Below are 22204 nucleotides of genomic sequence, written 5' to 3' on the forward strand. Positions count from 1 at the left end.
CCGCATAAAGTCACTGTTTTTCACCAGTGTTCGTATTTCTGCAAAATAATGCAGGAACATAAGGAAAAGTAATTGCCTGTGGCGTGAATGAAATTGCGATTATATTGACTGTTTATGCAATGGATAAAGGCCTTCCCGGGCGATTGATCCAGGTCATCGCCGACGAAAGCTAAAAGTGGCAGGCTACACCCTTTCTTCAGGGCGGCCTTCCAGATTATGCAGTTACAGAAATTAGTCAATATGTTTGGTGGGGATCTTGCTCGCCGTTATGGGCAAAAAGTTCACAAACTGACGCTGCATGGCGGTTTTAGTTGCCCTAACCGCGATGGCACGATTGGTCGTGGGGGATGCACTTTTTGTAATGTGGCTTCCTTTGCTGACGAGGCGCAGCAGCATCGCTCCATTGCCGAACAGCTGGCCCATCAGGCCATGCTTGTTAACCGCGCCAGGCGTTATCTTGCGTATTTCCAGGCCTATACCAGCACCTGGGCTGAAGTGCAGGTGCTGCGCTCGATGTACCAGCAGGCCGTCAGCCAGGCGAGCATTGTCGGGCTATGCGTCGGCACTCGCCCGGACTGCGTTCCGGACGCGGTGCTGGATCTGCTGTGCGAATATCACCATCAGGGCTATGAAGTCTGGCTAGAGCTGGGTCTGCAAACCGCGCACGATAAAACACTGCACCGTATTAACCGCGGTCATGATTTCGCCTGCTATCAGAAAACCACGCAACTGGCCCGCGAGCGCGGCCTGAAAGTGTGTACCCACCTGATTGTGGGATTGCCTGGCGAGCGTGCGCCGGACTGTCTGCAAACCATTGAACGCGTTGTTGAGACCGGCGTCGACGGGATTAAGCTGCATCCGCTGCATATTGTAAAAGGCAGCATCATGGCGAAAGCGTGGGAAGCCGGTCGTCTTAATGGCATCGGGCTGGAGGAGTACACGGTGATTGCCGGCGAAATGATCCGCCATACGCCGCCAGAGGTGATCTATCACCGCGTTTCTGCCAGCGCGCGTCGCCCGACGTTGCTGGCGCCGTTATGGTGCGAAAACCGTTGGACGGGCATGGTGGAGCTCGATCGTTATCTGACAGTCCACGGTGTGCAAGGCTCCGCATTAGGTCGCTGTTGGCAATCTCCCGCATAACATTCGCTGCTTCCTTCGTATTTTTTCATTGGAACGCAAATTACCGCCGCATTTTTCGCACACGCTTCAACCCTTTGCTCAGAATTGGGTATTATTGAGCGGACTTGTTCGAGGAAATCTCTATGAAGCAAATCCGTTTACTGGCGCAATATTACGTCGACCTGATGATGAAACTGGGTCTGGTGCGTTTTTCCCTCTTGCTGGCGCTGGCACTGGTCGTGACTGCGATTGTGGTGCAGATGGCCGTTACCATGGTGTTGCAAGGGGAGGTGGAAAGCATTGACGTTATCCGCTCCATCTTCTTTGGTCTGTTGATTACGCCCTGGGCGGTCTACTTCCTGTCGGTGGTGGTAGAGCAGCTTGAAGAGTCGCGTCAGCGCTTGTCTCGCCTTGTGGATAAGCTGGAAGAGATGCGTGAGCGCGATCTGAAGCTCAATGTGCAACTGAAAGACAACATTACGCAGCTCAATCAGGAAATCAGCGATCGCGAAAAGGCGGAGGCTGAACGGCAGTCCACGTTTGAGCAACTCAAAATAGAGATGCAGGAGCGCGAACAAACGCAGATCCAGCTCGAACAGCAATCTTCTTTCCTGCGCTCTTTCCTCGATGCCTCCCCGGATCTGGTGTTTTACCGCAATGAAGACAAAGAGTTTTCTGGCTGTAACCGGGCGATGGAGCTGCTGACGGGGAAAAGCGAAAAACAGTTGATCAACCTGAAACCGCAGGATGTCTACTCACCGGAAGCGGCGGAAAAAGTGATCGAAACCGATGAGAAAGTCTTCCGCCATAACGTGTCACTGACCTATGAGCAGTGGCTTGACTATCCTGACGGGCGCAAAGCCTGTTTCGAAATCCGCAAAGTGCCCTATTACGACCGTGTCGGTAAACGCCACGGACTGATGGGCTTTGGCCGCGATATTACCGAGCGTAAGCGCTATCAGGATGCGCTGGAGCGCGCCAGCCGGGATAAGACGACCTTTATCTCAACGATCAGCCACGAGCTGCGTACGCCGCTTAACGGCATTGTCGGGCTGAGCCGCATTTTGCTCGACACTGAGCTGACGGAAGAGCAAGAGAAATACCTGAAAACTATCCATGTCTCTGCGGTCACGCTAGGGAATATTTTTAACGATATTATCGACATGGATAAGATGGAACGCCGTAAGGTGCAACTGGATAACCAACCGCTCGACTTCACCAGTTTCCTGGCGGACCTGGAAAATCTCTCCGGCTTGCAGGCGCATCAGAAAGGGCTGCGTTTTGTGCTTGAACCGACGTTGCCATTGCCGCATCAGGTTATCGCCGATGGTACGCGCCTGCGGCAGATTCTGTGGAACCTGATCAGTAACGCCGTCAAGTTTACCCGCGAAGGCCAGGTTGTGGTGCGTGTGCGCTACGACGAAGGCGAGATGCTGCACTTTGAGGTGCAGGATTCCGGTATCGGTATTCCCCGTGAAGAGCAGGATAAAATTTTCGCCATGTACTATCAGGTCAAAGATAGCCATGGCGGAAAACCGGCCACCGGGACCGGTATCGGTCTGGCCGTATCACGTCGGTTGGCGAAAAATATGGGCGGCGATATTACCGTCAGCAGTGAGCCGGGTTCCGGTTCTGTCTTTACCCTGACAATCCATGCCCCGGCGGTCGCGGAAGAAGTCGAAGACGCGTTTGACGACGATGACATGCCGCTTCCAGCACTGCATGTACTGCTGGTGGAAGACATTGAGCTGAACGTGATTGTTGCCCGCTCGGTGCTGGAAAAACTGGGCAGCAGCGTGGACGTGGCGATGACGGGTACGGCTGCGCTGGAGATGTTCACGCCGGGCGAATACGACCTGGTGTTGCTGGATATCCAGTTGCCGGATATGACCGGTCTGGATATTTCCCGGGCGCTGACCAGCCGGTATCCCCGCGAAGAGTTACCTCCACTGGTGGCGTTAACCGCCAACGTGCTGAAAGACAAACGGGAATATCTCGATGCCGGCATGGATGATGTGCTGAGCAAACCGCTGGCGGTCCCGGCATTAACTGCCATGATTAAAAAGTTCTGGGATGCCGGTGATGACGAGGAGGAGCAAGTGACGACCACGGATAACAGTAAAGCGCAAACGCTGCTTGATATCGCCATGCTTGAGCAATATATCGAGCTGGTCGGGCCGAAATTGATCACTGACGGGCTGGCGGTGTTCGAGAAAATGATGCCGGGTTACCTGAGTGTGCTGGAGTCGAATCTGACTGCGCGCGATCAGAAAGGGATCGTCGACGAAGGGCACAAAATCAAGGGCGCGGCGGGCTCTGTTGGGTTGCGCCATTTGCAGCAACTGGGTCAGCAGATCCAGTCGCCGGATCTTCCGGCCTGGTCAGACAATGTCGGTGACTGGGTGGAAGAGATGAAGCAAGAGTGGCGTAACGATGTTGCGGTATTGAAAGCCTGGGTTGCGGACGCTGGAAAAAAATGACCCCGGATTAACCGGGGTGCGCGAATACTGCGCCAACACCAGGGAAACCGTGGCTGCGCCGTAATTTTTAGATTTTTTTTGCAAGGGCGTAGTCAGAAAAAATTCGACTGCACGCACATAAGATAGCAAATCTTAAATGACTTGTTACATCAATCAGTGAAATGTGTGAAGCACGGCGCTCTTATCAAAATTTTTAATTATCGACAGTACGTTGCGTAAGGGATGAGCAAAATGAAAAAAGTGGGCGTTATTCTCAGCGGCGCAGGCGTTTATGATGGGTCAGAAATTCATGAGGCTGTCATTACCCTGCTGGCCATCGCATGTCATGGCGCACAGGCTGTCTGTTTTGCGCCTGATAAAAGTCAGAGCGATGTTATCAATCACCTTACCGGTGAAACGCTGGCCGGTAGCCGTAATGTACTGATCGAATCCGCCCGTGTTGCGCGCGGCGCGGTCCAAAATCTGGCCCAGGCATCAGCAAACGATCTGGATGCGCTGATTGTTCCGGGCGGTTTTGGCGCGGCCAAAAATCTGAGTAATTTTGCCAGCCAGGGCAGCGAATGCGTGGTCGACAGCGCGTTAAAACATCTGGTGCTTGAGATGCACCAGGCGGGGAAACCACTGGGTTTTATGTGTATCGCCCCTGTGATGCTGCCGAAGATTTTTGACTTTCCGCTACGTCTAACCATTGGGACAGACATCGATACCGCCGAGGTGCTGGAAGAGATGGGAGCGGAACACGTTCCCTGCCCGGTGGATGACATTGTTGTCGACGAAGAGAACAAAGTGGTGACCACGCCTGCGTATATGCTGGCTGAAGACATCGCCCAGGCGGCGACAGGCATCGAAAAACTGGTGGCGCGGGTGCTGGTGCTGACCGAATGAAGACGGTGTTTCGCGGCCCGCTGAAAACTATCCTGAAGCGACTTTTCCTGCGGTTTTTACTGGTGCTGGCTATTTTCTGGGGCGGCAGCATTGTGCTGTTCAGCTTCCTGCCAGTGCCCTTCTCTGCGGTGATGGTGGAGCGCCAGTTGGGGGCGTGGTTTACTGGCGACTTCGGCTATGTGGCGCATTCTGACTGGGTCAGTATGGATGAGATTTCTCCATCAATGGCGCTGGCGGTGATTGCGGCAGAAGATCAGCGTTTTCCCGATCACTGGGGGCTGGATCTTCCCGCGATCCAAAAAGCGCTTTCCCATAATGAGCGCCATGAAAACCGTATCCGCGGCGCATCGACGATTTCACAGCAAACGGTAAAAAACCTGCTGCTCTGGGATGGGAAGAGTTGGGTGCGTAAAGGGCTGGAAGCGGGACTGACGCTGGGCATGGAAACCGTCTGGAGCAAACGACGGATCCTCACTGTTTATCTGAATATCGCGGAATTTGGCGAGGGCGTTTTTGGTGTGGAAGAGGCGGCGCAGCGCTATTTTCATAAACCCGCCAGCCGGTTGTCGATGTCTGAAGCGGCGCTACTGGCTGCGGTGTTACCTAACCCCATTCGCTTTAATGCAGGCGCGCCGTCAGGCTATGTTCGTAGCCGGCAGGCGTGGATCATGCGGCAGATGCGCCAGTTGGGTGGTGAAGAGTTCTTGCAGCGTAACAAGCTGCATTAATTAGTCTTCGTCAAAGCCTGCATTAAACAGAGCAATCACTGCCGCCAGCGCTTCAGCTTCCTGGGGACCGCTTGCCACAATCTCTATCTGCCGCCCCTTCGCGGAGTCCAGCATCAGCAACGCAATAACGCTGCTGGCTTCCGCCTCGGTGCCTTCATCGTTGCGCAACAGTACTTCTGCATCGAAGCCCTGCACCAGTTCAAACAGTTTCATCGCCGGGCGCGCGTGCATGCCCAGCTTATTGGTGATTTCAACAGTTTGTTTTACGGTCATGTTTTGCGTTTTTCCAGCGTACGGTGACGGGATTGAACGTTTTTACCGCGCGAGCGGAAATAATCCGCAAGCTGTTCGGCGACATAAACAGAGCGGTGTTTACCACCGGTACAACCGATAGCCACGGTCAGGTAGCTGCGGTTGTTGGTTTCCAGCATCGGCAGCCACAACTCAAGGTAGCTGCGTGTCTGGTAGATAAAGTTGTGGACTTCGGTATGCCGGTCAAGAAACGCGGCGACAGGTTTGTCGAGACCGGTCATCGGGCGCAGCTTGGGATCCCAGTGCGGGTTAGGCAGAAAACGCACGTCAAACACGTAGTCCGCATCAATGGGGATGCCATGCTTAAAGCCGAAGGATTCAAACACCATCGTCAGTTCGCGCTCACGTTTACCCAGCAGGCGCGTGCGCAGCATTTCTGCCAGCTCATGCACCGACATCTCTGAAGTATCAACAATCAGATCCGCACGGGAACGCAGCGGCTCCAGCAGGTTACTCTCTTCGTCGATGGCGCTTTCCAGCGACAGATTTTTACTGGAAAGAGGGTGCAGACGACGGGTATCGCTGTAACGACGGATCAACGTGTTGCGATCGGCATCCAGAAACAGTAACTGAGGGGAGAAAGAGTCCGGCAGGCTGCTCATCGCCTGCTCAAAGATTTCCGGGGATTCCGGCATATTGCGCACATCAATACTGACGGCTGCGGAAGTCTGACGGTCGGCAAGCGTGCGCGCCAAATCCGGTAATAACACGACCGGCAGGTTATCGACGCAATAAAAACCCATGTCTTCCAGGGCGCGTAACGCCACTGATTTGCCTGAACCCGAACGACCACTGACGATCATCAGGACCATGAACCATTTCTCCTCAGGACGACTGATAAAAAGGCGGCCTTTCCGTTACGCATCATCACCTTCGCCTTCTGTCTGCGTGATTATCTGATACAGATCTTCATCACTTTGCGCGCTGCGCAGGCGCCGACAAATTGTTTTATCCGCCAGACGTTTAGCGACCAGCGAGAGCGTATGCAAGTGCGTTTTGGTTTGATCTGCCGGCACCAATAGTGCAAACAGCAGATCGACGGGCTGATTATCGATAGCGTCGAAAGCAATGGGCGTTTCGAGTTGTACAAAAACGCCGACGGCGCGAAGCGTGTCTTCTTCGAGCTTACCGTGTGGAATGGCAATACCGTTACCAATACCGGTACTGCCCATTTTTTCACGGGTAAGGATGGCCTCGAAGACGACCTGCGGCGGCAGGCCTAACTGTTTTGCCGCCAGTTCACTGATGATTTCCAGAGCGCGTTTTTTGCTCTGGCAGTGAACGCCGCTACGGGTACATTCCTGGTTAAGGACATTGCTCAGTTGAAGAGCGGAATCGTTATTCATCATAATTTCACCTAAGCGACGCCAATGCAGACACCCTACCGGGTTGCGGTAGGGTGCGACGCACCAGGCGGACGCCCGGACAATTAGTGTTGTTTCAGTTTATCTTTATGTTTCGTTAGTTGCCGCGCCAGTTTATCAATTAAACCGTCGATTGCAGCATACATATCCTGCCCTTCCGCACTGGCATGAAGCTCCCCTCCATTAACATGGAGCGTTGCATCCGAAGTGTGAGTCACTTTCTCCACTTTCAACACAATATAGACCTGATTAATCCTGTCGAAATACTGTTCAAGCTTGGCGAATTTGCTATTTACAAAGTCGCGGAGAGCATCAGTGATCTCGACGTTCTGTCCTGTGATGTTAAGCTGCATAGTGTCTTCCTTATCGGTTTTGGTCAAACCAGTTGTTTGCGCTGGTTGGACGGCGGAATGGATAAAGATTCTCGATACTTCGCAACGGTACGCCGCGCCACCATAATTCCTTGATCGGAAAGCAGTGTCGTCAGCTTACTGTCGCTCAGTGGTTTCGCAGGGTTTTCTGCGGCGATTAACTTCTTCACCAGCGCGCGAATGGCCGTAGACGAGGCTTCGCCGCCGCCCTCGGTGCTTACATGGCTGGAGAAGAAATATTTAAGTTCGAAAATGCCGCGCGGACTGTGCAGGTACTTCTGGGTCGTCACACGTGAAATGGTGGACTCGTGCATTTCGACGGCCTGCGCGATATCCGCAAGGACCATCGGTTTCATAAACTCTTCGCCCTGCTCAAAGAATGCTTGCTGCTGTTCAACAATACAGCGGCTAACGCGGAGCAGGGTATCGTTACGGCTTTCCAGACTTTTGATCAGCCATTTCGCATCCTGCAGATTGCTGCGGATAAACTGGCTGTCGGCATCGTTACGCGCTCCGGCGCACATGGAGGCGTAGTGCTGGTTGATTTGTAGACGCGGAATACTGTCGGAGTTCAGCTCTACCGTCCAACGGCCGTTGTGCTTACGCACCAACACGTCCGGGATCACGTATTCCGGTTCGCCGGTCTGAATAGACTGGCCAGGGCGCGGATCCAAAGATTGAATCAGGTTAACCGCTTCTTTCAGCACGTCTTCTTTCAGGCGCGTCATGCGCATCAGCGTGCGGAAGTCATGATTAGCCAGCAGATCAAGGTGATCGCTAATGATCAATCGCGCTTCTTCACACCACGGCGTCTCTTTCGAAAACTGCGAAAGCTGGATCAGCAAGCAGTCGCGCAGATCCCGCGCGGCTACGCCAACCGGATCGAAACGCTGGATGCGTTTAAGCACGGCTTCGACTTCGTCCAGACCCACGTCTTCATTGCCCATGCTTTCGAGGATATCTTCCAGCGATACGGTCAGATAGCCCGTGTCGTCAACAGCATCCACAATGGAGGTTGCGATCGCGCGGTCGGTATCGGAAAACGGCGTTAGTTCCACCTGCCACATCAGGTAGTCCTGCAGCGACTGGGTGGTTTCGCCTTGATAAATGGGCAGTTCGTCATCAAGGTAATCATTGCTGCTGCCGGAGGGGGTTCCTGCGGTATAGATCTCGTCCCAGCTTGCATCCAGCGGCAGTTCGTCGGGCATCTCTTTTTGTTCAAGCGCGTCGACGGTATCCAAGCCTTCATTATCCTGGTTTTGTTGGGCATCCACTTCTTCGTGAAGATCGGTTTGCTCCAGCAATGGATTACTCTCCAGCGCCTGCTGAAGTTCCTGCTGAAGTTCCAACGTGGACAACTGCAACAGACGAATTGCCTGCTGCAATTGTGGCGTCATGGCTAGCTGTTGGCTAAGCCTTAGTTGCAAACCTTGCTTCATATTCAGAGCAGCACTCTCCGACAAAAAACGTCAATAATCTCTACCCTATCAGAGTCTGAAGTCTTCCCCAAGATATACGCGCTTAACGTGTTCGTCTTCAAGGATTTGCTGCGGTGTACCGTGCGCAATTAAATGCCCCTGGCTGACGATGTAAGCGCGTTCGCACACCGCCAGTGTTTCGCGGACATTATGGTCGGTAATCAGCACACCCAGCCCGCTGTCGCGCAGGTGTTCGATGATACGTTTAATATCAATGACCGAAATGGGGTCAACACCGGCAAACGGTTCATCCAGCAGAATAAATTTCGGGTTAGCCGCCAGCGCGCGGGCGATTTCCACACGACGACGTTCACCGCCGGACAGCGCTTGCCCCATACTGTCTCGCAGATGCTCAATATGGAACTCTTCCATCAACTCTTTAGCGCGATCATCACGCTGTTCAGCCGTCAGGTCATCACGAATTTGCAGCACTGCCATCAGGTTGTCATACACGCTCAGGCGACGAAAAATAGAGGCTTCCTGCGGCAAATAGCCAATGCCGCGACGCGCGCGCGCATGCAGCGGCAGCAAGCTGATATCTTCGTCATCAATAATGATGTTGCCTGCATCGCGCGGCACAATGCCCACCACCATGTAGAAAGTGGTGGTTTTCCCTGCACCGTTAGGGCCGAGAAGGCCGACGATTTCGCCAGAGTTTACCGTCAGACTGACGTCTTCAACAACGCGGCGGCCTTTATAGGCTTTGGCGAGGTTCTTTGCAGTTAATGTTGCCATAACGAATTAGTTACTCTTTTTTTGCGCCGGAGCCGGGGTTTTACTGTTGCTCTTGTCCTGCAACTGCGATGGCACCAGCACGGTGGTCACGCGTTTACCTTTGTCGCTGAATGCCTGCATTTTCTGCTCTTTCACCAGGTAGGTGATTTTGTCACCCTTGATATTGCTGTCCAGCTGTTCAAGGTAGGCATTGCCGGTCAGCACAACGAAGTCGTTCGCCAGTTCGTAATGCATCTGCGATGCGTGGCCTTTCACCGGTTTGCCGTTATCCTGCATTTGGTAGAAAGTGGCCGGATTACCGTAACCGTCGATGATCTCTTTCCCTTGCTCACCGCCAGGACGCGTGACGACGACTTTGTCGGCATTAATTTTGATGGTGCCTTGTGTGACCACCACGTTGCCTGTGAAGGTCACAATATTGCCCTGCATATCTAACGATTGCTGGTCTGAATCGATGTGAATGGGCTGTTCAGTATCACCGGTGACGGCAAGCGCCGGAAGCGCAGCGGCTAAAAGTGTACTGGCCAGGATAAGATTAAGGCTGAGTTTGTTTGTTTTGAATTTCATAGAAGCTTCTAACCTTTTCAATCAGCTCGGCGTTTTTGCTGCGTAAATTGCCGCGCATTTTCAGGCCGGTGGAATTAAATGTTGTACCGTACAACGTGACCTGATCATCGGAGGTAACATCCTGCGTCACCAGGTTGATCTGGGCGTTATCCGTGGTGATTTTTCGTAACTGGGCATCCGCTGTCAGGGCATTAACCTCAACATGTCCATAAAGATAAAGCATTCTGTCATCGGTCAGCTTCGCTTTATCCGCCTTAATTGACCAGGTCGGAATCTTGTCCTTATCGAAGGTTGTCAGCAGCGGTTGTGCGAACCAGCTCACGCCGTCGGCGGAGAAATATTCAACATTTTGCGCCACCAGGCGATAGTTCAGCGCCCCTTCCGGGCTGTAGACCAGGGAGTCCGTATGCTGGCTCTTATAAGTTGGATCGGTGCTGCTGGTCGTAACCTGTTCCGGTGCATCCTGAGTGGTCAGGTTGATGCCAATCAGCACCAGGGCAGCCAGCGACAGCAGAATGATGACCCAACGTCTGGTTTTGCTCATATTGATTGCCCTTTGGCCTCGTCCAGCTTGCCTTGAGCCAGCAACAATAAATCGCAGACTTCACGAACCGCGCCGCGTCCTCCGTGGATACGGGTGACATAATCTGCGCGCGGAATCAGTAGCGGATGCGCATCCGCGACGGCAACGCTTAAACCTATTTCCGCCATCACGGGCCAGTCGATCAAATCATCGCCTATATAAGCAACTTGATCTGCAGTCAGATCCAGCTTCGCCAGTAATTCTCTGTAAGCCAAAAGTTTATCAGACTGTCCCTGATACAGATGCGCGATGCCCAGCGTTTCGCAACGATCTTCCACCAGTTTCGCTTTTCGCCCGGTAATGATGGCAATCTCAATGCCAGACGTGAGCGCACTGCGGATCCCATAACCATCACGAACATTGAACGCTTTTAACTCTTCCCCGTTGTTGCCCATATAGATGAGCCCATCGGATAACACACCGTCGACATCCAGGATTAACAGACGGATCTTCCCGGCTTTTGCCATAACTTGCGCGCTTACCGGCCCATAGCAGGTGGCAAGCGATGCGCCAGCATTACTCATTCTTATGTCCTTCTTTACACTACGCCTGCGCGCAGCAGATCATGCATATGTAACACACCCAGCAACTGGTCGCCATCGGCAACCATGACGGAAGTGATATGCCGGGATTGCATCAGATTAAGCGCGTCGACGGCCAGCGTATTCGGACGCACGCGAACGCCGCCAGGCGTCATCACTTCCGCAATGCCCATGCTGCGGACATCGCCACCCATATCGAACACGCGGCGCAAGTCGCCATCGGTGAAGATCCCTTCGATCTTCATCAGGTCATCGCAGATAACCGTCATGCCTAAATTTTTGCGCGTAATCTCCAGCAGAGCATCGCGCAGGCTGGCCTTTTTGCTGACGTGCGGGATCTCATCGCCCGTGTGCATAATATCGTTAACCCGCAGCAGCAGTTTGCGACCCAGTGCGCCGCCTGGGTGCGACAGGGCGAAATCCTCGGCGGTGAAACCACGTGCTTTCAGTAACGCCACCGCTAACGCATCGCCCATGACCAGCGCCGCTGTGGTGCTGGAGGTTGGCGCCAGACCGAGTGGGCAGGCCTCTTTCGGTACTTTGACGCAGAGATGAATGTCCGCCGCGCGCGCCATGCTGCTTTCTGGTCGGCTGGTCATGCAGATCAACGACACTTTTAACCGTTTCAATACCGGGATCAGGGCGAGGATCTCATTGGACTCGCCGGAGTTAGACAGCGCAATCACGATATCTTGCGGACTGACCATCCCCAAATCGCCATGGGCGGCTTCGCCGGGATGCACAAAGAAAGAAGAGGTGCCGGTACTGGCAAACGTGGCGGCCATTTTCCGGCCAATATGCCCGGATTTGCCCATGCCCATAACCACCACTTTGCCCGCGCAATAGAACATTTTTTCGCACGCTTGCGCAAAGTCCTCATTGATGTACTGATCCAGTTCAGCGAGGCCTTCACGTTCAATCTCCAGGACCTCTTTTCCTGCCTGTTGAAAGTCAAAACCCGGCTGCAAATCTATCTGCGACATAATGCGTATCCGATTATCCAGTTAAAAGCGGCGACAGCCAGTAAAGCAGCGCCAGCCATACGATAAACCCGCTCAGCAATAGCGCGCCAATGCTCCGGGTGATTTGCTTATGCTTCCAGCAAATGAGAGCAAAAATGGCGCTGACCAGCAACATCACGCCGTAATCACGTGTGAAAGCCATCGGGTTAAAGGCGCCCGGCGCAATCATCGCCGGCAAGCCCAGTACGATGGCAATGTTAAAAATGTTTGAGCCAATAATATTGCCAATGGCGATATCGTCTTCGCCTTTGCGCGCCCCCGCAATCGCAGTCGCCAGTTCAGGGAGGCCGGTGCCGATCGCAATGACCGTCAGGCCAATGGTCAGCTCGCTCATCGCGAAATAGTTCGCCACGACGGTTGCGTTATCCACCACCATACGGGTTGCCATCGGCATAATGATCAATGCCACCCCAAGCCACAGGCATGCCACCGAGAGACTCCCGTCGCGCGGCAGTTCAGCCAACTGTTCCCGGGTCAGGCTGTCGTTGCCTTGTCGTTCGGCAAGGCGGGCAATTTTAACAATGAACACCAGCCATAGCACGGCTAATAACAGTAAAATAATGCCGTCAACGCGCGTGATCTGACCATCATACAGCACGACGCCCGCCAGCAGGCTGGCGACAAGGGTAAACGGCAATTCGCGACGCAGGATATCGGAGTGCACGGTAAAAGGGTGGAGCAGGGCGGCAACACCCAGGATCAGCAAAATATTGGTGATGTTAGAACCGATGGCTGTACCAATCGCCAGATCCAACTGGCCATGCAGAGAGGCTGCAACAGCGGTAATGATCTCCGGCAGCGAAGTGCCGATGCTGACCACCGTCATACCAATAATCAGGGGAGGTACGCCGAGTGTCCGGCAGAGAATAGAGGCAGCAAAAACCAGACGATCAGCGCTGTAGACCACCAAAAGCAAACCAATTATCAATAGCGCTGTCGCTAAGAGCATCTAACATCCTTTCTTCAGGTATAATCCGCCGGTTCGCAGGCTGCCATGCCGGAGGAGACCGGGTGTTCCGCGTAGCGTAATGATTCCTAATTTTGACTTTATGCGGCTCAAAAGTAAAACAAATGCCAGCTTTCGCTAACCCCAGCAGGTAATATTCTGTAAAAATGTTGGGTTCGTGATGTTATCCAGCGTCATGCTTATACCCGATAAGGCTTATAAGGAAGAGTCAATGAGCCAGAATATGGCGAATTTGGTCGATGTTCGTGGCGTCAGCTTCTCCCGTGGCAGTCGCCCTATCTTCGACAACATTTCACTGACGGTGCCGCGCGGCAAAATCACCGCCATTATGGGGCCGTCCGGCATCGGCAAAACAACATTGTTACGCCTTATCGGTGGGCAAATCCCACCGGATAGCGGCGAAATCTTGTTTGATGGCGAAAACGTGCCGGGGATGACCCGTTCGCGTCTGTTCACCGTGCGTAAAAGAATGAGCATGCTGTTTCAGTCTGGCGCGTTGTTTACCGACATGAATGTTTTCGACAACGTCGCTTACCCTCTGCGCGAGCATACGAATTTGCCCGAAGCGCTGTTGCATACCACCGTTATGATGAAACTGGAAGCCGTCGGGCTACGTGGCGCAGCCTGGCTGATGCCGTCAGAGCTGTCTGGCGGCATGGCGCGTCGAGCCGCGCTTGCCCGCTCAATTGCGCTTGAACCGGATTTGATCATGTTTGATGAACCGTTTGTGGGTCAGGATCCGATCACCATGGGCGTGCTGGTTAAATTGATTTCTGAACTCAACAGCGCATTAGGCGTCACATGTATCGTTGTTTCTCACGATGTACCGGAAGTGCTGAGTATTGCGGATTACGCCTACATTGTGGCGGAGAGAAAAATCATCGCCCACGGTCGCGCGCAGGGCTTGCAGGAAAACAGCGATCCCCGGGTGCGTCAGTTCCTTGATGGTATCGCCGACGGGCCGGTTCCGTTCCGTTATCCTGCGGGCGATTATCGGCTCGATTTATTAGAAACAGGGAGTTAAGTACTCATGCTGTTAAATGCACTGGCGTCGCTGGGGCATCGCGGGATTAAAACCATCGCGACGTTCGGGCGGGCTGGTTTAATGCTGTTCAACGCGGTGGTCGGTAAGCCGGAATTTCGCAAGCATGCGCCATTGCTGGTGCGCCAGCTCTATAACGTGGGCGTGCTGTCGATGCTCATCATTATCGTTTCTGGCATCTTTATCGGTATGGTGCTTGGCTTGCAGGGGTACCTGGTGCTGACAACCTACAGTGCGGAGACGAGCCTTGGCATGCTGGTGGCGCTGTCGCTGCTGCGCGAACTGGGGCCGGTTGTCGCTGCATTGTTGTTTGCCGGGCGAGCCGGATCAGCGTTAACAGCCGAAATCGGTTTGATGCGCGCGACGGAACAGCTTTCCAGTCTGGAGATGATGGCGGTCGATCCGTTGCGGCGTGTGATTTCGCCACGCTTCTGGGCGGGTGTGATCTCACTGCCGCTGTTGACGATAATCTTCGTTGCCGTCGGGATTTGGGGTGGTTCTCTGGTTGGTGTTAACTGGAAAGGTATTGATGCCGGCTTTTTCTGGACTGCGATGCAAAACGCCGTCGAATGGCGGATGGATTTGGTCAACTGTCTGGTCAAAAGCGTGGTGTTTGCCATCACTGTGACATGGATTGCGCTGTTTAACGGTTACGACGCGATCCCGACGTCGGCCGGGATCAGCCGCGCGACAACACGTACCGTTGTGCACTCGTCGTTGGCCGTACTCGGTCTTGATTTTGTGCTCACCGCATTGATGTTTGGGAATTGAGTTCATGCAAACGAAAAAAAGTGAAATTTGGGTAGGCGTTTTTCTGTTGCTGGCGCTGCTGGCTGCGCTCTTTATTTGTCTGAAAGCGGCAGATGTCGCCTCAATGCGTACAGAACCGACGTACCGCGTATACGCGACATTCGATAATATTGGCGGCCTTAAAGCGCGTTCGCCAGTCCGTATTGGCGGGGTGGTGATTGGTCGCGTTGCTGATATCTCTCTTGATCCCAAAACGTATCTGCCGCGCGTCGCGCTGGATATTGAAGAGCGTTACAACCAAATCCCCGATACCAGTTCACTGGCGATCCGGACTTCAGGCTTGCTCGGCGAGCAATATCTGGCGCTGAATGTTGGCTTTGATGACCCTGAACTGGGGACTTCTATGCTTAAAGAAGGCAGTACTATCCAGGATACGAAGTCCGCGATGGTGCTGGAGGATCTGATAGGACAATTCCTTTACAGCAGTAAAGGCGGCGACAATAAGAATTCAGGCGATGCGGCAGAGCATAGCGAAGGGAATACTCAAGCCGCACCGTCTGCTGGTCAGGCGAATTAACGAGGAGATGCGACGTATGTTTAAACGTCTATTGATGGTTGCTCTGCTGGTGGTTGCACCGTTGGGCGCGGCCGTAGCGGCCGATCAAAGTAACCCTTATGCCGCGATGAAAGAGGCGGCGCAGAAAACATTTGATCGCCTTAAAAACGAACAGCCGCAGATCCGCGCAAACCCGGACCACTTGCGTGATGTGGTGGATCAGGAACTGTTGCCCTATGTGCAGGTGAAATACGCCGGTGCGCTGGTGCTGGGGCGTTATTATAAAGACGCAACGCCTGCACAACGTGATGCCTATTTTGCAGCGTTTCGTGAATACCTGAAACAGGCCTACGGCCAGGCGCTGGCGCTGTACCATGGACAGACCTATCAGATCGCGCCGGAACAACCACTGGGCGATGCCACGATTGTGCCCATCCGCGTCACGATTATCGATCCGAACGGGCGCCCGCCGGTGCGTCTTGATTTCCAGTGGCGTAAAAATACCCAGACCGGCAACTGGCAGGCTTATGACATGATTGCTGAAGGGGTGAGCATGATCACCACCAAGCAGAATGAATGGAGCGACCTGCTGCGTACCAAAGGCATCGATGGTCTGACCGCGCAACTGCAGTCCATTTCCCGCCAGAAAATTACGCTGGACGAGAAGAAATAATGACGCAGCGGCTAAGCTGGTCGCGTGATGGCGAACGTCTGGCATTGCAGGGCGAACTGGACCAGGACGTGTTAAATCCGCTCTGGGACGCCCGAATTGAAGCAATGAAGGGAGTGACCTGTATCGACTTGCAGGGCGTGACGCGCGTGGATACCGCGGGCGTTGCATTACTGGTTCATCTTGTCGAACAGGGGAAAAAGCAGGGTGTGAGCGTGGCGCTCGATGGCGTGAGCGAGAATGTCGCCACGCTGGCTGCTCTCTATAATTTGCCCCAGGATGTATTGTCCCGCTAATTTTTTCAATGCGTTACTACCTCAAGCCCCATCCTTTATTGCGATGGGGCTTTTTGCTTGTTTAAGCCAGCGCTACTTTCCTCTAAGATGTGTGACTGTTTTCACTTTTAGATGATATTTACGCCCATGGAAAATCATGAAATTCAGACAGTGCTGATGAACGCACTTTCTCTCCAGGAAGCCCACGTCACTGGCGATGGCAGTCACTTTCAGGTTATTGCTGTGGGTGAAATTTTTGACGGCATGAGTCGGGTCAAAAAGCAGCAGACCATCTACGGCCCGCTGATGGAATACATCGCGGATAACCGCATTCATGCCCTGTCGATCAAAGCGTTCACTCCTGTTGAGTGGGCGCGGGATCGCAAACTTAACGGCTTTTGAGCGTAGGGGGCAACTCCCCGCGCGTGTGAATTCTAAACAGAGATCAGATGAATGGATAAGTTTCGTGTACAGGGGCCGACGCGTCTCGAGGGCGAAGTGACAATTTCAGGCGCAAAAAACGCTGCGCTGCCGATCCTTTTTGCTGCATTACTGGCGGAAGAGCCGGTTGAAATTCGTAACGTCCCGAAACTGAAAGATATCGATACCACCATGAAGTTGCTCAGCCAGTTGGGCACCAAGGTGGAGCGTAACGGATCCGTTTGGATCGATGCCAGCGAAGTGAATGTGTTCTGCGCGCCTTACGATCTGGTGAAAACCATGCGTGCGTCTATTTGGGCGCTTGGTCCGCTGGTGGCTCGCTTTGGTCAGGGGCAGGTCTCTTTGCCGGGCGGTTGCGCTATCGGTGCGCGTCCGGTTGATTTGCACATTACCGGTCTGGAGCAGTTGGGCGCTGAGATCACTTTAGAAGAGGGCTACGTTAAAGCCTCCGTCAACGGTCGCCTGAAGGGCGCGCATATTGTGATGGATAAAGTGAGTGTTGGCGCAACGGTGACCATCATGTCGGCAGCCACGCTGGCGGAAGGCACCACCATTATTGAGAACGCTGCACGTGAGCCGGAAATTGTTGATACGGCGAACTTCCTCAATACCCTGGGTGCGAAAATCACCGGTATGGGAACCGATCGTATTACCATCGAAGGCGTGAAACGCCTGGGCGGTGGGGTTTACCGTGTTCTGCCGGACCGTATCGAAACCGGTACCTTCCTGGTAGCTGCGGCAATCTCTGGCGGGAAAATTGTTTGCCGCAATGCACAGCCGGATACGCTTGATGCCGTACTGGCGAAACTGCGTGATGCGGGCGCGGATATCGACGTTGGCGAAGATTGGATCAGCCTGGATATGCACGGTAAACGCCCGAAAGCGGTGAATGTGCGTACGGCTCCGCATCCGGGATTCCCGACGGATATGCAGGCACAGTTCACGCTGCTGAACCTGGTGGCGGAAGGGACTGGCGTGATTACTGAAACCATCTTCGAAAACCGGTTTATGCACATTCCGGAACTGATCCGTATGGGCGCGCACGCGGAAATCGAAAGCAATACGGCTATCTGTCACGGTGTGGAAAAACTCTCTGGCGCGCAGGTGATGGCCACCGATTTGCGCGCATCCGCAAGCCTCGTGCTGGCGGGTTGCATCGCGGAAGGAACCACTATCGTCGATCGTATCTATCATATCGATCGTGGTTACGAACGTATTGAAGATAAGCTCAGCGCCCTGGGTGCAAATATTGAGCGCGTAAAAGGCGAATAAGCTTTTTTGGTGCTTACACAAGGGGGAGCTTCTGCTCCCCTTTTTATTGATATTTCTGAAAGGATATCTGGATGATGGGAACAACACCGTTTGCCGGTTTTGACTTCACCGATTTTTGGGATGATCGGGAATACGCGCGCGAAGCGTACATCAATGCCCCTTTTAGTGAAGATGAGTTGGCGGCCATTGAATCGACATTAGGTTATCGCTTGCCTGCCTCTTATATCTGGCTAATGCGGCAACACAACGGTGGGATCCCTCGAAATCAGAATTTCCCAACCAATGAATTCACCAGTTGGGCAGAAGATCACATTGCTATCACGGGTATTATGGGGATTGGTAATAAGCGGTATTCGCTGGGTAGCGATTTCGGCAGCCGCTTCTGGATTGAACATTGGGGTTATCCGGACATCGGCGTGGCGATTTGCAACTGTCCATCAGCCGGGCATGATATGGTTTTTCTTGATTACCGGCAGTGTCTGACAATAGAAGATGAGCCAACCGTTGTGCATATCGATCAAGAGCAGGATTACAGGATCGTGCACCTTGCTGATAATTTCGAAGCGTTTATCCGTGGTTTAGTCGATGATGACGCTTTTGAGCTTTAGCGATGCCGTCCCGCTCCTCTTTCGTCGTTAATACAAGCCAGGCAGCCCCCTGCCCGATGTGCAAGGGGGATTGCTGGTTGATGTAGCCTTTACTCTGTGTCCCGTTTTTTTCTCATCAGCTTAGTTTTATCAATAAACTCATGCGTGATTGGATCATGATAACGCGATGGCCAGATGACCCAGGGATCGGTATCCAGCGCCTGAGCGATAATCCATTCCCCTTTCGGCCAGGAACGGGTCAAGGCATTGGCAAGTGTTGAAGAGCTGAGACCATTCTTGCGTGATTCTGCGGCGAGCGATGTTCCCTTTTTACGCAATCCCGCAATGATATCGGCCTGGTGCCAGTCGTTGAATTTTGTTTCCATAATATCTCCCTGATAGTAAAACACGCCGGTATCTGAGTACCTGCACAATGTTTACTATACGCATACAAACCCACTTGCTCTAAAAAGTTCATGTAATGTTTGTGCGTTTTAGGATTACACCAGGATGAATAATCAGTGTTTTTTGTGAATTATTGATTTTATAGGAACTTGTTGGAATTTCCCGCGACGTGCGCGGGAAATAAATGTTAACGATCGCGCTGAACGGCGATATGGGCAAGACCAATCAACGCTTCGCGCCATGGTGAATCTGGCAGCACTTGCAGAGCGGAGATGGCTTTATCCGCTTCTTCTTCAGCGCGCTGACGTGTCCATTCCAATGAGCCGCACGCGGCCATCGCTTCCAGAACAGGCTCAAGAAGATGGCGACCGTTACCCTGCTCGATCGCTTCGCGGATCATTCGGGATTGTTCCGGGGTGCCATGATGCATGGCATGCAGCAAGGGCAATGTTGGCTTACCTTCATTCAGATCATCCCCCGTATTTTTACCCAGCGTTTCGCCATCCGCGCTGTAGTCGAGCAGATCATCAATTAACTGGAATGCGGTACCAAGGTAACGTCCATAATCCTGCAACGCTTTTTCCTGCACATCACTACATCCTGCAAGCAAGCCGGAGCATTGTGCAGCGGCTTCAAACAGACGCGCCGTTTTGCTGTAAATGACGCGCATATAGTTTTCTTCAGTGATGTTCGGATCGTTCACGTTCATCAACTGCAGGACTTCCCCTTCGGCAATGACGTTAACGGCTTCCGACATCACTTCCAGCACTTTCAGCGAACCGAGGCTGGTCATCATCTGAAAAGCGCGGGTGTAGATGAAATCGCCGACCAGAACGCTGGCCGCATTACCGAACGCGGCGTTGGCCGTGGCCTTGCCGCGTCGCATATCGGACTCGTCCACGACATCATCATGCAATAGCGTCGCGGTGTGAATAAATTCGATTAGCGCAGCGATAGTGACATGCGAAGTGCCTTCATAGCCCACGGCGCGAGCCGCCAGCACGGCAATCATTGGACGGATGCGTTTGCCGCCGCCGCTGACGATGTAATAACCCAACTGGTTGATTAGCTGAACATCCGAGTTGAGTTGTTGCAAAATCGTCGCATTCACACCCGCCATGTCTTGCGCGGTTAACTCATTGATTTTTTCTAAATTCATCGCAAAAGCCGGGCTTTCAGTCCTGTTTACCACATATCAAAATGGGATAACAAAGGGTTACGGGTTAGAATAGTATTGCTGATTGTACTGAAAAAACGCGCCAGATAAACGTTACCTTACACGTTGTGTTTTTTTTCTGCATGGATTGACGATCGTACTTGTCAAAGGCGCGCGACTTGCGTAATATTCGCGCCCTATTGTGAATATTTTTAGCGCGCTCTGAATCATTCAGGAGAAGTGCGCGGAAGCGGAGTTTTATATGTACGCGGTTTTCCAAAGTGGTGGTAAACAACACCGAGTAAGCGAAGGTCAGACCGTTCGCTTGGAAAAGCTGGACATCGCAACTGGCGAAACTGTTGAGTTCGCAGAAGTTCTGATGATCGCAAACGGTGAAGAAGTCAAAATCGGCGTTCCTTTCGTTGATGGCGGCGTAATCAAAGCTGAAATTGTTGCTCATGGTCGTGGCGAGAAAGTTAAAATCGTTAAGTTTCGTCGTCGTAAACACTACCGTAAGCAGCAAGGTCACCGTCAGTGGTTCACTGATGTGAAAATCACTGGCATCAGCGCCTAAGACCTGAGGAGAGATTTAAATGGCACATAAAAAGGCTGGCGGCTCAACTCGTAACGGTCGCGATTCAGAAGCTAAACGTCTGGGTGTTAAACGCTTTGGCGGTGAAGCAGTTCTGGCAGGTAGCATCATCGTTCGTCAGCGTGGCACCAAATTCCACGCCGGCACCAACGTTGGTTGCGGTCGTGACCACACTCTGTTCGCTTTGACTGACGGTAAAGTTAAGTTCGAAGTTAAAGGCCCGAAAAATCGTAAATTCATCAGCATCGTTGCTGAATAAGTTTTTCGAGTCCCGGTAACGGAAGAAAGCCCCGCAACACGTTGCGGGGCTTTTTACATTAGAAGTCCGGCAAAATTCTGGCAGGGAACAGGGGCATGAAACAGCAGGCTGGCATTGGTATTGTCCTGGCGCTCACGACGGCCATGTGCTGGGGGGCGTTACCTATTGCGATGAAGCAGGTGCTGGAAGTGATGGAACCACCGACAGTGGTGTTTTATCGCTTTTTGATGGCGGGAGTTGGCCTCGGTCTTATTCTTGCTTGCAAAAGAAAACTTCCGCCAATGCGTATTTTTCGCAAGCCGCGCTGGTTAATCTTGCTCGCCATTGCCACGGGGGGACTGTTCGGGAACTTCATTCTGTTCAGTTCGTCCCTGCAATATGTTAGCCCTACGGCGTCGCAGGTGATTGGCCAACTCTCTCCTGTGGGGATGATGGTTGCCAGCGTCTTTATTCTTAAAGAGAAGATGCGCGGTACCCAGGTGGTTGGCGCCCTGATGCTTATTTGTGGTCTGGTTATGTTTTTTAATACCAGTCTGGTGGAGATTTTTACCCGGCTGACGGACTACACCTGGGGCGTTATTTTCGGTGTCGGTGCCGCGACGGTATGGGTCAGTTATGGCGTGGCGCAAAAAGTATTATTGCGCCGCCTGGCATCCCAGCAGATCCTTTTTTTGCTGTACACTTTATGTACGATTGCATTGTTGCCGTTGGCGAAGCCGGGAGTGCTGTTGCAGTTGAGCGATTGGCAACTGGCCTGTCTGATTTTTTGTGGACTGAATACGCTGGTAGGCTATGGCGCGCTGGCAGGCGGCGCAGGTTAGCGCGTTGATTACGCTGACGCCGCTATTTACGTTGTTGTTTTCGGATTTGTTATCAATGGCCTGGCCCGATGTTTTCGCCAGACCGATGTTAAACCTGATCGGTTATCTCGGTGCGTTTGTCGTGGTTGCGGGCGCGATGTTTTCCGCTATTGGCCATCGTCTTTTAGGACGCTGGCGCAATCGTGAAGTGGTCGCCACTGTGCCCCGCTCAGGCGAATGAGT

The 22204-nt window shown here is 53.0% G+C and carries 27 protein-coding genes and 1 pseudogene; 15 read left to right on the forward strand and 13 right to left on the reverse strand.

Annotation, left to right across the window (positions count from 1 at the left end; translation table 11 throughout):
* The first annotated feature begins 216 nt into the window (after nucleotides 1–216).
* The 4 genes from N7922_RS02745 (at nucleotide 217) to mtgA (ending at nucleotide 5215) form a co-directional block, all read left to right on the forward strand.
* Nucleotides 217–1143, forward strand: a complete 927-nt coding sequence (locus N7922_RS02745; protein ID WP_263099133.1) for a TIGR01212 family radical SAM protein — start codon at nucleotides 217–219, stop codon at nucleotides 1141–1143.
* A gap of 122 nt (nucleotides 1144–1265) precedes the next feature.
* Nucleotides 1266–3602, forward strand: a complete 2337-nt coding sequence (arcB, locus tag N7922_RS02750) for an aerobic respiration two-component sensor histidine kinase ArcB (protein WP_263099134.1) — start codon at nucleotides 1266–1268, stop codon at nucleotides 3600–3602.
* 231 nt (nucleotides 3603–3833) lie between these two features.
* On the forward strand, nucleotides 3834–4487 hold the full coding sequence (elbB, locus tag N7922_RS02755) for an isoprenoid biosynthesis glyoxalase ElbB (RefSeq protein WP_263099135.1): 654 nt from the start codon (nucleotides 3834–3836) through the stop codon (nucleotides 4485–4487).
* The gene (gene mtgA, locus N7922_RS02760; RefSeq protein ID WP_263099136.1) at nucleotides 4484–5215 is read left to right on the forward strand and encodes a monofunctional biosynthetic peptidoglycan transglycosylase; all 732 of its coding nucleotides are present in this window, start codon (nucleotides 4484–4486) and stop codon (nucleotides 5213–5215) included. Before elbB ends, mtgA begins: the two co-directional genes overlap by 4 nt.
* Here mtgA and npr read toward each other — a convergent pair whose 3' ends face one another.
* From npr to N7922_RS02815, 11 genes are all read right to left on the reverse strand, one after another.
* Entirely contained in the window at nucleotides 5216–5488 is a 273-nt protein-coding gene (gene npr / locus N7922_RS02765) for a PTS phosphocarrier protein NPr (protein ID WP_263099137.1), read from the reverse strand. It lies immediately after the preceding gene.
* Nucleotides 5485–6339: an RNase adapter RapZ gene (rapZ, locus tag N7922_RS02770; RefSeq protein ID WP_263099138.1), complete on the reverse strand. Its 855-nt coding sequence runs from the start codon at nucleotides 6337–6339 to the stop codon at nucleotides 5485–5487. The genes npr and rapZ overlap by 4 nt, the downstream gene beginning before the upstream one ends.
* 45 nt (nucleotides 6340–6384) lie before the next feature.
* On the reverse strand, nucleotides 6385–6876 hold the full coding sequence (ptsN, locus tag N7922_RS02775) for a PTS IIA-like nitrogen regulatory protein PtsN (RefSeq protein WP_061492990.1): 492 nt from the start codon (nucleotides 6874–6876) through the stop codon (nucleotides 6385–6387).
* A gap of 80 nt (nucleotides 6877–6956) precedes the next feature.
* Nucleotides 6957–7244, reverse strand: a complete 288-nt coding sequence (gene hpf, locus N7922_RS02780) for a ribosome hibernation promoting factor (protein WP_061492991.1) — start codon at nucleotides 7242–7244, stop codon at nucleotides 6957–6959.
* 23 nt (nucleotides 7245–7267) lie between these two features.
* A complete protein-coding gene (rpoN, locus tag N7922_RS02785; protein WP_263099139.1) occupies nucleotides 7268–8701 on the reverse strand; it encodes an RNA polymerase factor sigma-54 in 1434 nt (477 codons plus the stop codon).
* Between the two features lie 48 nt (nucleotides 8702–8749).
* Entirely contained in the window at nucleotides 8750–9475 is a 726-nt protein-coding gene (gene lptB / locus N7922_RS02790; RefSeq protein ID WP_263099140.1) for an LPS export ABC transporter ATP-binding protein, read from the reverse strand.
* Nucleotides 9476–9481: 6 nt separating this feature from the next.
* Nucleotides 9482–10042, reverse strand: a complete 561-nt coding sequence (gene lptA, locus N7922_RS02795; RefSeq protein WP_263099141.1) for a lipopolysaccharide ABC transporter substrate-binding protein LptA — start codon at nucleotides 10040–10042, stop codon at nucleotides 9482–9484.
* Entirely contained in the window at nucleotides 10011–10586 is a 576-nt protein-coding gene (gene lptC, locus N7922_RS02800) for an LPS export ABC transporter periplasmic protein LptC (RefSeq protein WP_061492995.1), read from the reverse strand. Before lptC ends, lptA begins: the two co-directional genes overlap by 32 nt.
* Nucleotides 10583–11149 carry a 3-deoxy-manno-octulosonate-8-phosphatase KdsC gene (kdsC, locus tag N7922_RS02805; protein WP_263099142.1) on the reverse strand — a complete coding sequence of 189 codons (567 nt, stop codon included), beginning with the start codon at nucleotides 11147–11149 and terminating at the stop codon, nucleotides 10583–10585. The genes lptC and kdsC overlap by 4 nt, the downstream gene beginning before the upstream one ends.
* 14 nt (nucleotides 11150–11163) lie before the next feature.
* On the reverse strand, nucleotides 11164–12150 hold the full coding sequence (gene kdsD / locus N7922_RS02810) for an arabinose-5-phosphate isomerase KdsD (RefSeq protein ID WP_263099143.1): 987 nt from the start codon (nucleotides 12148–12150) through the stop codon (nucleotides 11164–11166).
* Between the two features lie 13 nt (nucleotides 12151–12163).
* Entirely contained in the window at nucleotides 12164–13138 is a 975-nt protein-coding gene (locus tag N7922_RS02815) for a calcium/sodium antiporter (protein ID WP_263099144.1), read from the reverse strand.
* Nucleotides 13139–13367: 229 nt separating this feature from the next.
* Here N7922_RS02815 and mlaF point away from each other — a divergent pair, with 229 nt between their 5' ends.
* The 8 genes from mlaF (at nucleotide 13368) to N7922_RS02855 (ending at nucleotide 18770) form a co-directional block, all read left to right on the forward strand.
* Entirely contained in the window at nucleotides 13368–14180 is an 813-nt protein-coding gene (gene mlaF, locus N7922_RS02820) for a phospholipid ABC transporter ATP-binding protein MlaF (protein ID WP_263099145.1), read from the forward strand.
* A 6-nt stretch (nucleotides 14181–14186) separates the two neighbouring features.
* Nucleotides 14187–14969 carry a lipid asymmetry maintenance ABC transporter permease subunit MlaE gene (mlaE, locus tag N7922_RS02825; RefSeq protein ID WP_263099146.1) on the forward strand — a complete coding sequence of 261 codons (783 nt, stop codon included), beginning with the start codon at nucleotides 14187–14189 and terminating at the stop codon, nucleotides 14967–14969.
* A 4-nt stretch (nucleotides 14970–14973) separates the two neighbouring features.
* Nucleotides 14974–15525 (forward strand): outer membrane lipid asymmetry maintenance protein MlaD, encoded by a 552-nt coding sequence (gene mlaD / locus N7922_RS02830; RefSeq protein ID WP_263099147.1) that lies wholly within the window; start codon nucleotides 14974–14976, stop codon nucleotides 15523–15525.
* 16 nt (nucleotides 15526–15541) lie between these two features.
* Nucleotides 15542–16177, forward strand: a complete 636-nt coding sequence (gene mlaC, locus N7922_RS02835; RefSeq protein ID WP_263099148.1) for a phospholipid-binding protein MlaC — start codon at nucleotides 15542–15544, stop codon at nucleotides 16175–16177.
* Complete coding sequence (gene mlaB / locus N7922_RS02840) at nucleotides 16177–16470, forward strand: lipid asymmetry maintenance protein MlaB (protein WP_263099149.1); 294 nt, start codon at nucleotides 16177–16179, stop codon at nucleotides 16468–16470. Before mlaC ends, mlaB begins: the two co-directional genes overlap by 1 nt.
* A gap of 126 nt (nucleotides 16471–16596) precedes the next feature.
* Entirely contained in the window at nucleotides 16597–16851 is a 255-nt protein-coding gene (gene ibaG / locus N7922_RS02845; RefSeq protein ID WP_263099150.1) for a BolA family iron metabolism protein IbaG, read from the forward strand.
* Nucleotides 16852–16902: 51 nt separating this feature from the next.
* Entirely contained in the window at nucleotides 16903–18162 is a 1260-nt protein-coding gene (gene murA / locus N7922_RS02850; RefSeq protein ID WP_263099151.1) for a UDP-N-acetylglucosamine 1-carboxyvinyltransferase, read from the forward strand.
* Nucleotides 18163–18233: 71 nt separating this feature from the next.
* Nucleotides 18234–18770 (forward strand): SMI1/KNR4 family protein, encoded by a 537-nt coding sequence (locus N7922_RS02855; protein WP_263099152.1) that lies wholly within the window; start codon nucleotides 18234–18236, stop codon nucleotides 18768–18770.
* Nucleotides 18771–18859: 89 nt separating this feature from the next.
* On the opposite strand, the gene sfsB is transcribed toward N7922_RS02855, so the two are convergent.
* Complete coding sequence (gene sfsB / locus N7922_RS02860) at nucleotides 18860–19135, reverse strand: DNA-binding transcriptional regulator SfsB (RefSeq protein WP_263099153.1); 276 nt, start codon at nucleotides 19133–19135, stop codon at nucleotides 18860–18862.
* Between the two features lie 206 nt (nucleotides 19136–19341).
* The gene (ispB, locus tag N7922_RS02865) at nucleotides 19342–20313 is read right to left on the reverse strand and encodes an octaprenyl diphosphate synthase (RefSeq protein ID WP_263099154.1); all 972 of its coding nucleotides are present in this window, start codon (nucleotides 20311–20313) and stop codon (nucleotides 19342–19344) included.
* 259 nt (nucleotides 20314–20572) lie between these two features.
* On the opposite strand from ispB, the gene rplU reads away from it, so the two are divergent.
* The 3 genes and pseudogenes from rplU to N7922_RS02880 all read left to right on the forward strand — a co-directional run bounded on the left by rplU (nucleotide 20573) and on the right by N7922_RS02880 (nucleotide 22202).
* Complete coding sequence (rplU, locus tag N7922_RS02870; RefSeq protein WP_061493008.1) at nucleotides 20573–20884, forward strand: 50S ribosomal protein L21; 312 nt, start codon at nucleotides 20573–20575, stop codon at nucleotides 20882–20884.
* A 19-nt stretch (nucleotides 20885–20903) separates the two neighbouring features.
* A complete protein-coding gene (gene rpmA, locus N7922_RS02875; protein WP_002434222.1) occupies nucleotides 20904–21161 on the forward strand; it encodes a 50S ribosomal protein L27 in 258 nt (85 codons plus the stop codon).
* Between the two features lie 95 nt (nucleotides 21162–21256).
* Nucleotides 21257–22202 (forward strand): annotated as a pseudogene (locus N7922_RS02880) (DMT family transporter).
* Nucleotides 22203–22204 lie beyond the last annotated feature (2 nt).

Origin of the sequence: Kosakonia sp. ML.JS2a, assembly GCF_025642095.1 — a bacterium.
In the GTDB taxonomy this organism is placed as follows: Bacteria; Pseudomonadota; Gammaproteobacteria; order Enterobacterales; family Enterobacteriaceae.

What these genes read in the sequence shown, in the direction of transcription:
- hpf (WP_061492991.1), bottom strand. Translation starts at nt 7,244, where the DNA reads ATGCAGCTTAACATCACAGGACAGAACGTCGAGATCACTGATGCTCTC.
- rpoN (WP_263099139.1), bottom strand. Translation starts at nt 8,701, where the DNA reads ATGAAGCAAGGTTTGCAACTAAGGCTTAGCCAACAGCTAGCCATGACG.
- rplU (WP_061493008.1), top strand. Translation starts at nt 20,573, where the DNA reads ATGTACGCGGTTTTCCAAAGTGGTGGTAAACAACACCGAGTAAGCGAA.
- mlaD (WP_263099147.1), top strand. Translation starts at nt 14,974, where the DNA reads ATGCAAACGAAAAAAAGTGAAATTTGGGTAGGCGTTTTTCTGTTGCTG.
- mtgA (WP_263099136.1), top strand. Translation starts at nt 4,484, where the DNA reads ATGAAGACGGTGTTTCGCGGCCCGCTGAAAACTATCCTGAAGCGACTT.
- arcB (WP_263099134.1), top strand. Translation starts at nt 1,266, where the DNA reads ATGAAGCAAATCCGTTTACTGGCGCAATATTACGTCGACCTGATGATG.
- kdsC (WP_263099142.1), bottom strand. Translation starts at nt 11,149, where the DNA reads ATGAGTAATGCTGGCGCATCGCTTGCCACCTGCTATGGGCCGGTAAGC.
- rapZ (WP_263099138.1), bottom strand. Translation starts at nt 6,339, where the DNA reads ATGGTCCTGATGATCGTCAGTGGTCGTTCGGGTTCAGGCAAATCAGTG.
- N7922_RS02815 (WP_263099144.1), bottom strand. Translation starts at nt 13,138, where the DNA reads ATGCTCTTAGCGACAGCGCTATTGATAATTGGTTTGCTTTTGGTGGTC.
- lptB (WP_263099140.1), bottom strand. Translation starts at nt 9,475, where the DNA reads ATGGCAACATTAACTGCAAAGAACCTCGCCAAAGCCTATAAAGGCCGC.
- npr (WP_263099137.1), bottom strand. Translation starts at nt 5,488, where the DNA reads ATGACCGTAAAACAAACTGTTGAAATCACCAATAAGCTGGGCATGCAC.
- N7922_RS02855 (WP_263099152.1), top strand. Translation starts at nt 18,234, where the DNA reads ATGATGGGAACAACACCGTTTGCCGGTTTTGACTTCACCGATTTTTGG.
- mlaF (WP_263099145.1), top strand. Translation starts at nt 13,368, where the DNA reads ATGAGCCAGAATATGGCGAATTTGGTCGATGTTCGTGGCGTCAGCTTC.
- lptC (WP_061492995.1), bottom strand. Translation starts at nt 10,586, where the DNA reads ATGAGCAAAACCAGACGTTGGGTCATCATTCTGCTGTCGCTGGCTGCC.
- ispB (WP_263099154.1), bottom strand. Translation starts at nt 20,313, where the DNA reads ATGAATTTAGAAAAAATCAATGAGTTAACCGCGCAAGACATGGCGGGT.
- mlaE (WP_263099146.1), top strand. Translation starts at nt 14,187, where the DNA reads ATGCTGTTAAATGCACTGGCGTCGCTGGGGCATCGCGGGATTAAAACC.
- ibaG (WP_263099150.1), top strand. Translation starts at nt 16,597, where the DNA reads ATGGAAAATCATGAAATTCAGACAGTGCTGATGAACGCACTTTCTCTC.
- sfsB (WP_263099153.1), bottom strand. Translation starts at nt 19,135, where the DNA reads ATGGAAACAAAATTCAACGACTGGCACCAGGCCGATATCATTGCGGGA.
- murA (WP_263099151.1), top strand. Translation starts at nt 16,903, where the DNA reads ATGGATAAGTTTCGTGTACAGGGGCCGACGCGTCTCGAGGGCGAAGTG.
- mlaB (WP_263099149.1), top strand. Translation starts at nt 16,177, where the DNA reads ATGACGCAGCGGCTAAGCTGGTCGCGTGATGGCGAACGTCTGGCATTG.
- ptsN (WP_061492990.1), bottom strand. Translation starts at nt 6,876, where the DNA reads ATGATGAATAACGATTCCGCTCTTCAACTGAGCAATGTCCTTAACCAG.
- kdsD (WP_263099143.1), bottom strand. Translation starts at nt 12,150, where the DNA reads ATGTCGCAGATAGATTTGCAGCCGGGTTTTGACTTTCAACAGGCAGGA.
- rpmA (WP_002434222.1), top strand. Translation starts at nt 20,904, where the DNA reads ATGGCACATAAAAAGGCTGGCGGCTCAACTCGTAACGGTCGCGATTCA.
- elbB (WP_263099135.1), top strand. Translation starts at nt 3,834, where the DNA reads ATGAAAAAAGTGGGCGTTATTCTCAGCGGCGCAGGCGTTTATGATGGG.
- mlaC (WP_263099148.1), top strand. Translation starts at nt 15,542, where the DNA reads ATGTTTAAACGTCTATTGATGGTTGCTCTGCTGGTGGTTGCACCGTTG.
- lptA (WP_263099141.1), bottom strand. Translation starts at nt 10,042, where the DNA reads ATGAAATTCAAAACAAACAAACTCAGCCTTAATCTTATCCTGGCCAGT.
- N7922_RS02745 (WP_263099133.1), top strand. Translation starts at nt 217, where the DNA reads ATGCAGTTACAGAAATTAGTCAATATGTTTGGTGGGGATCTTGCTCGC.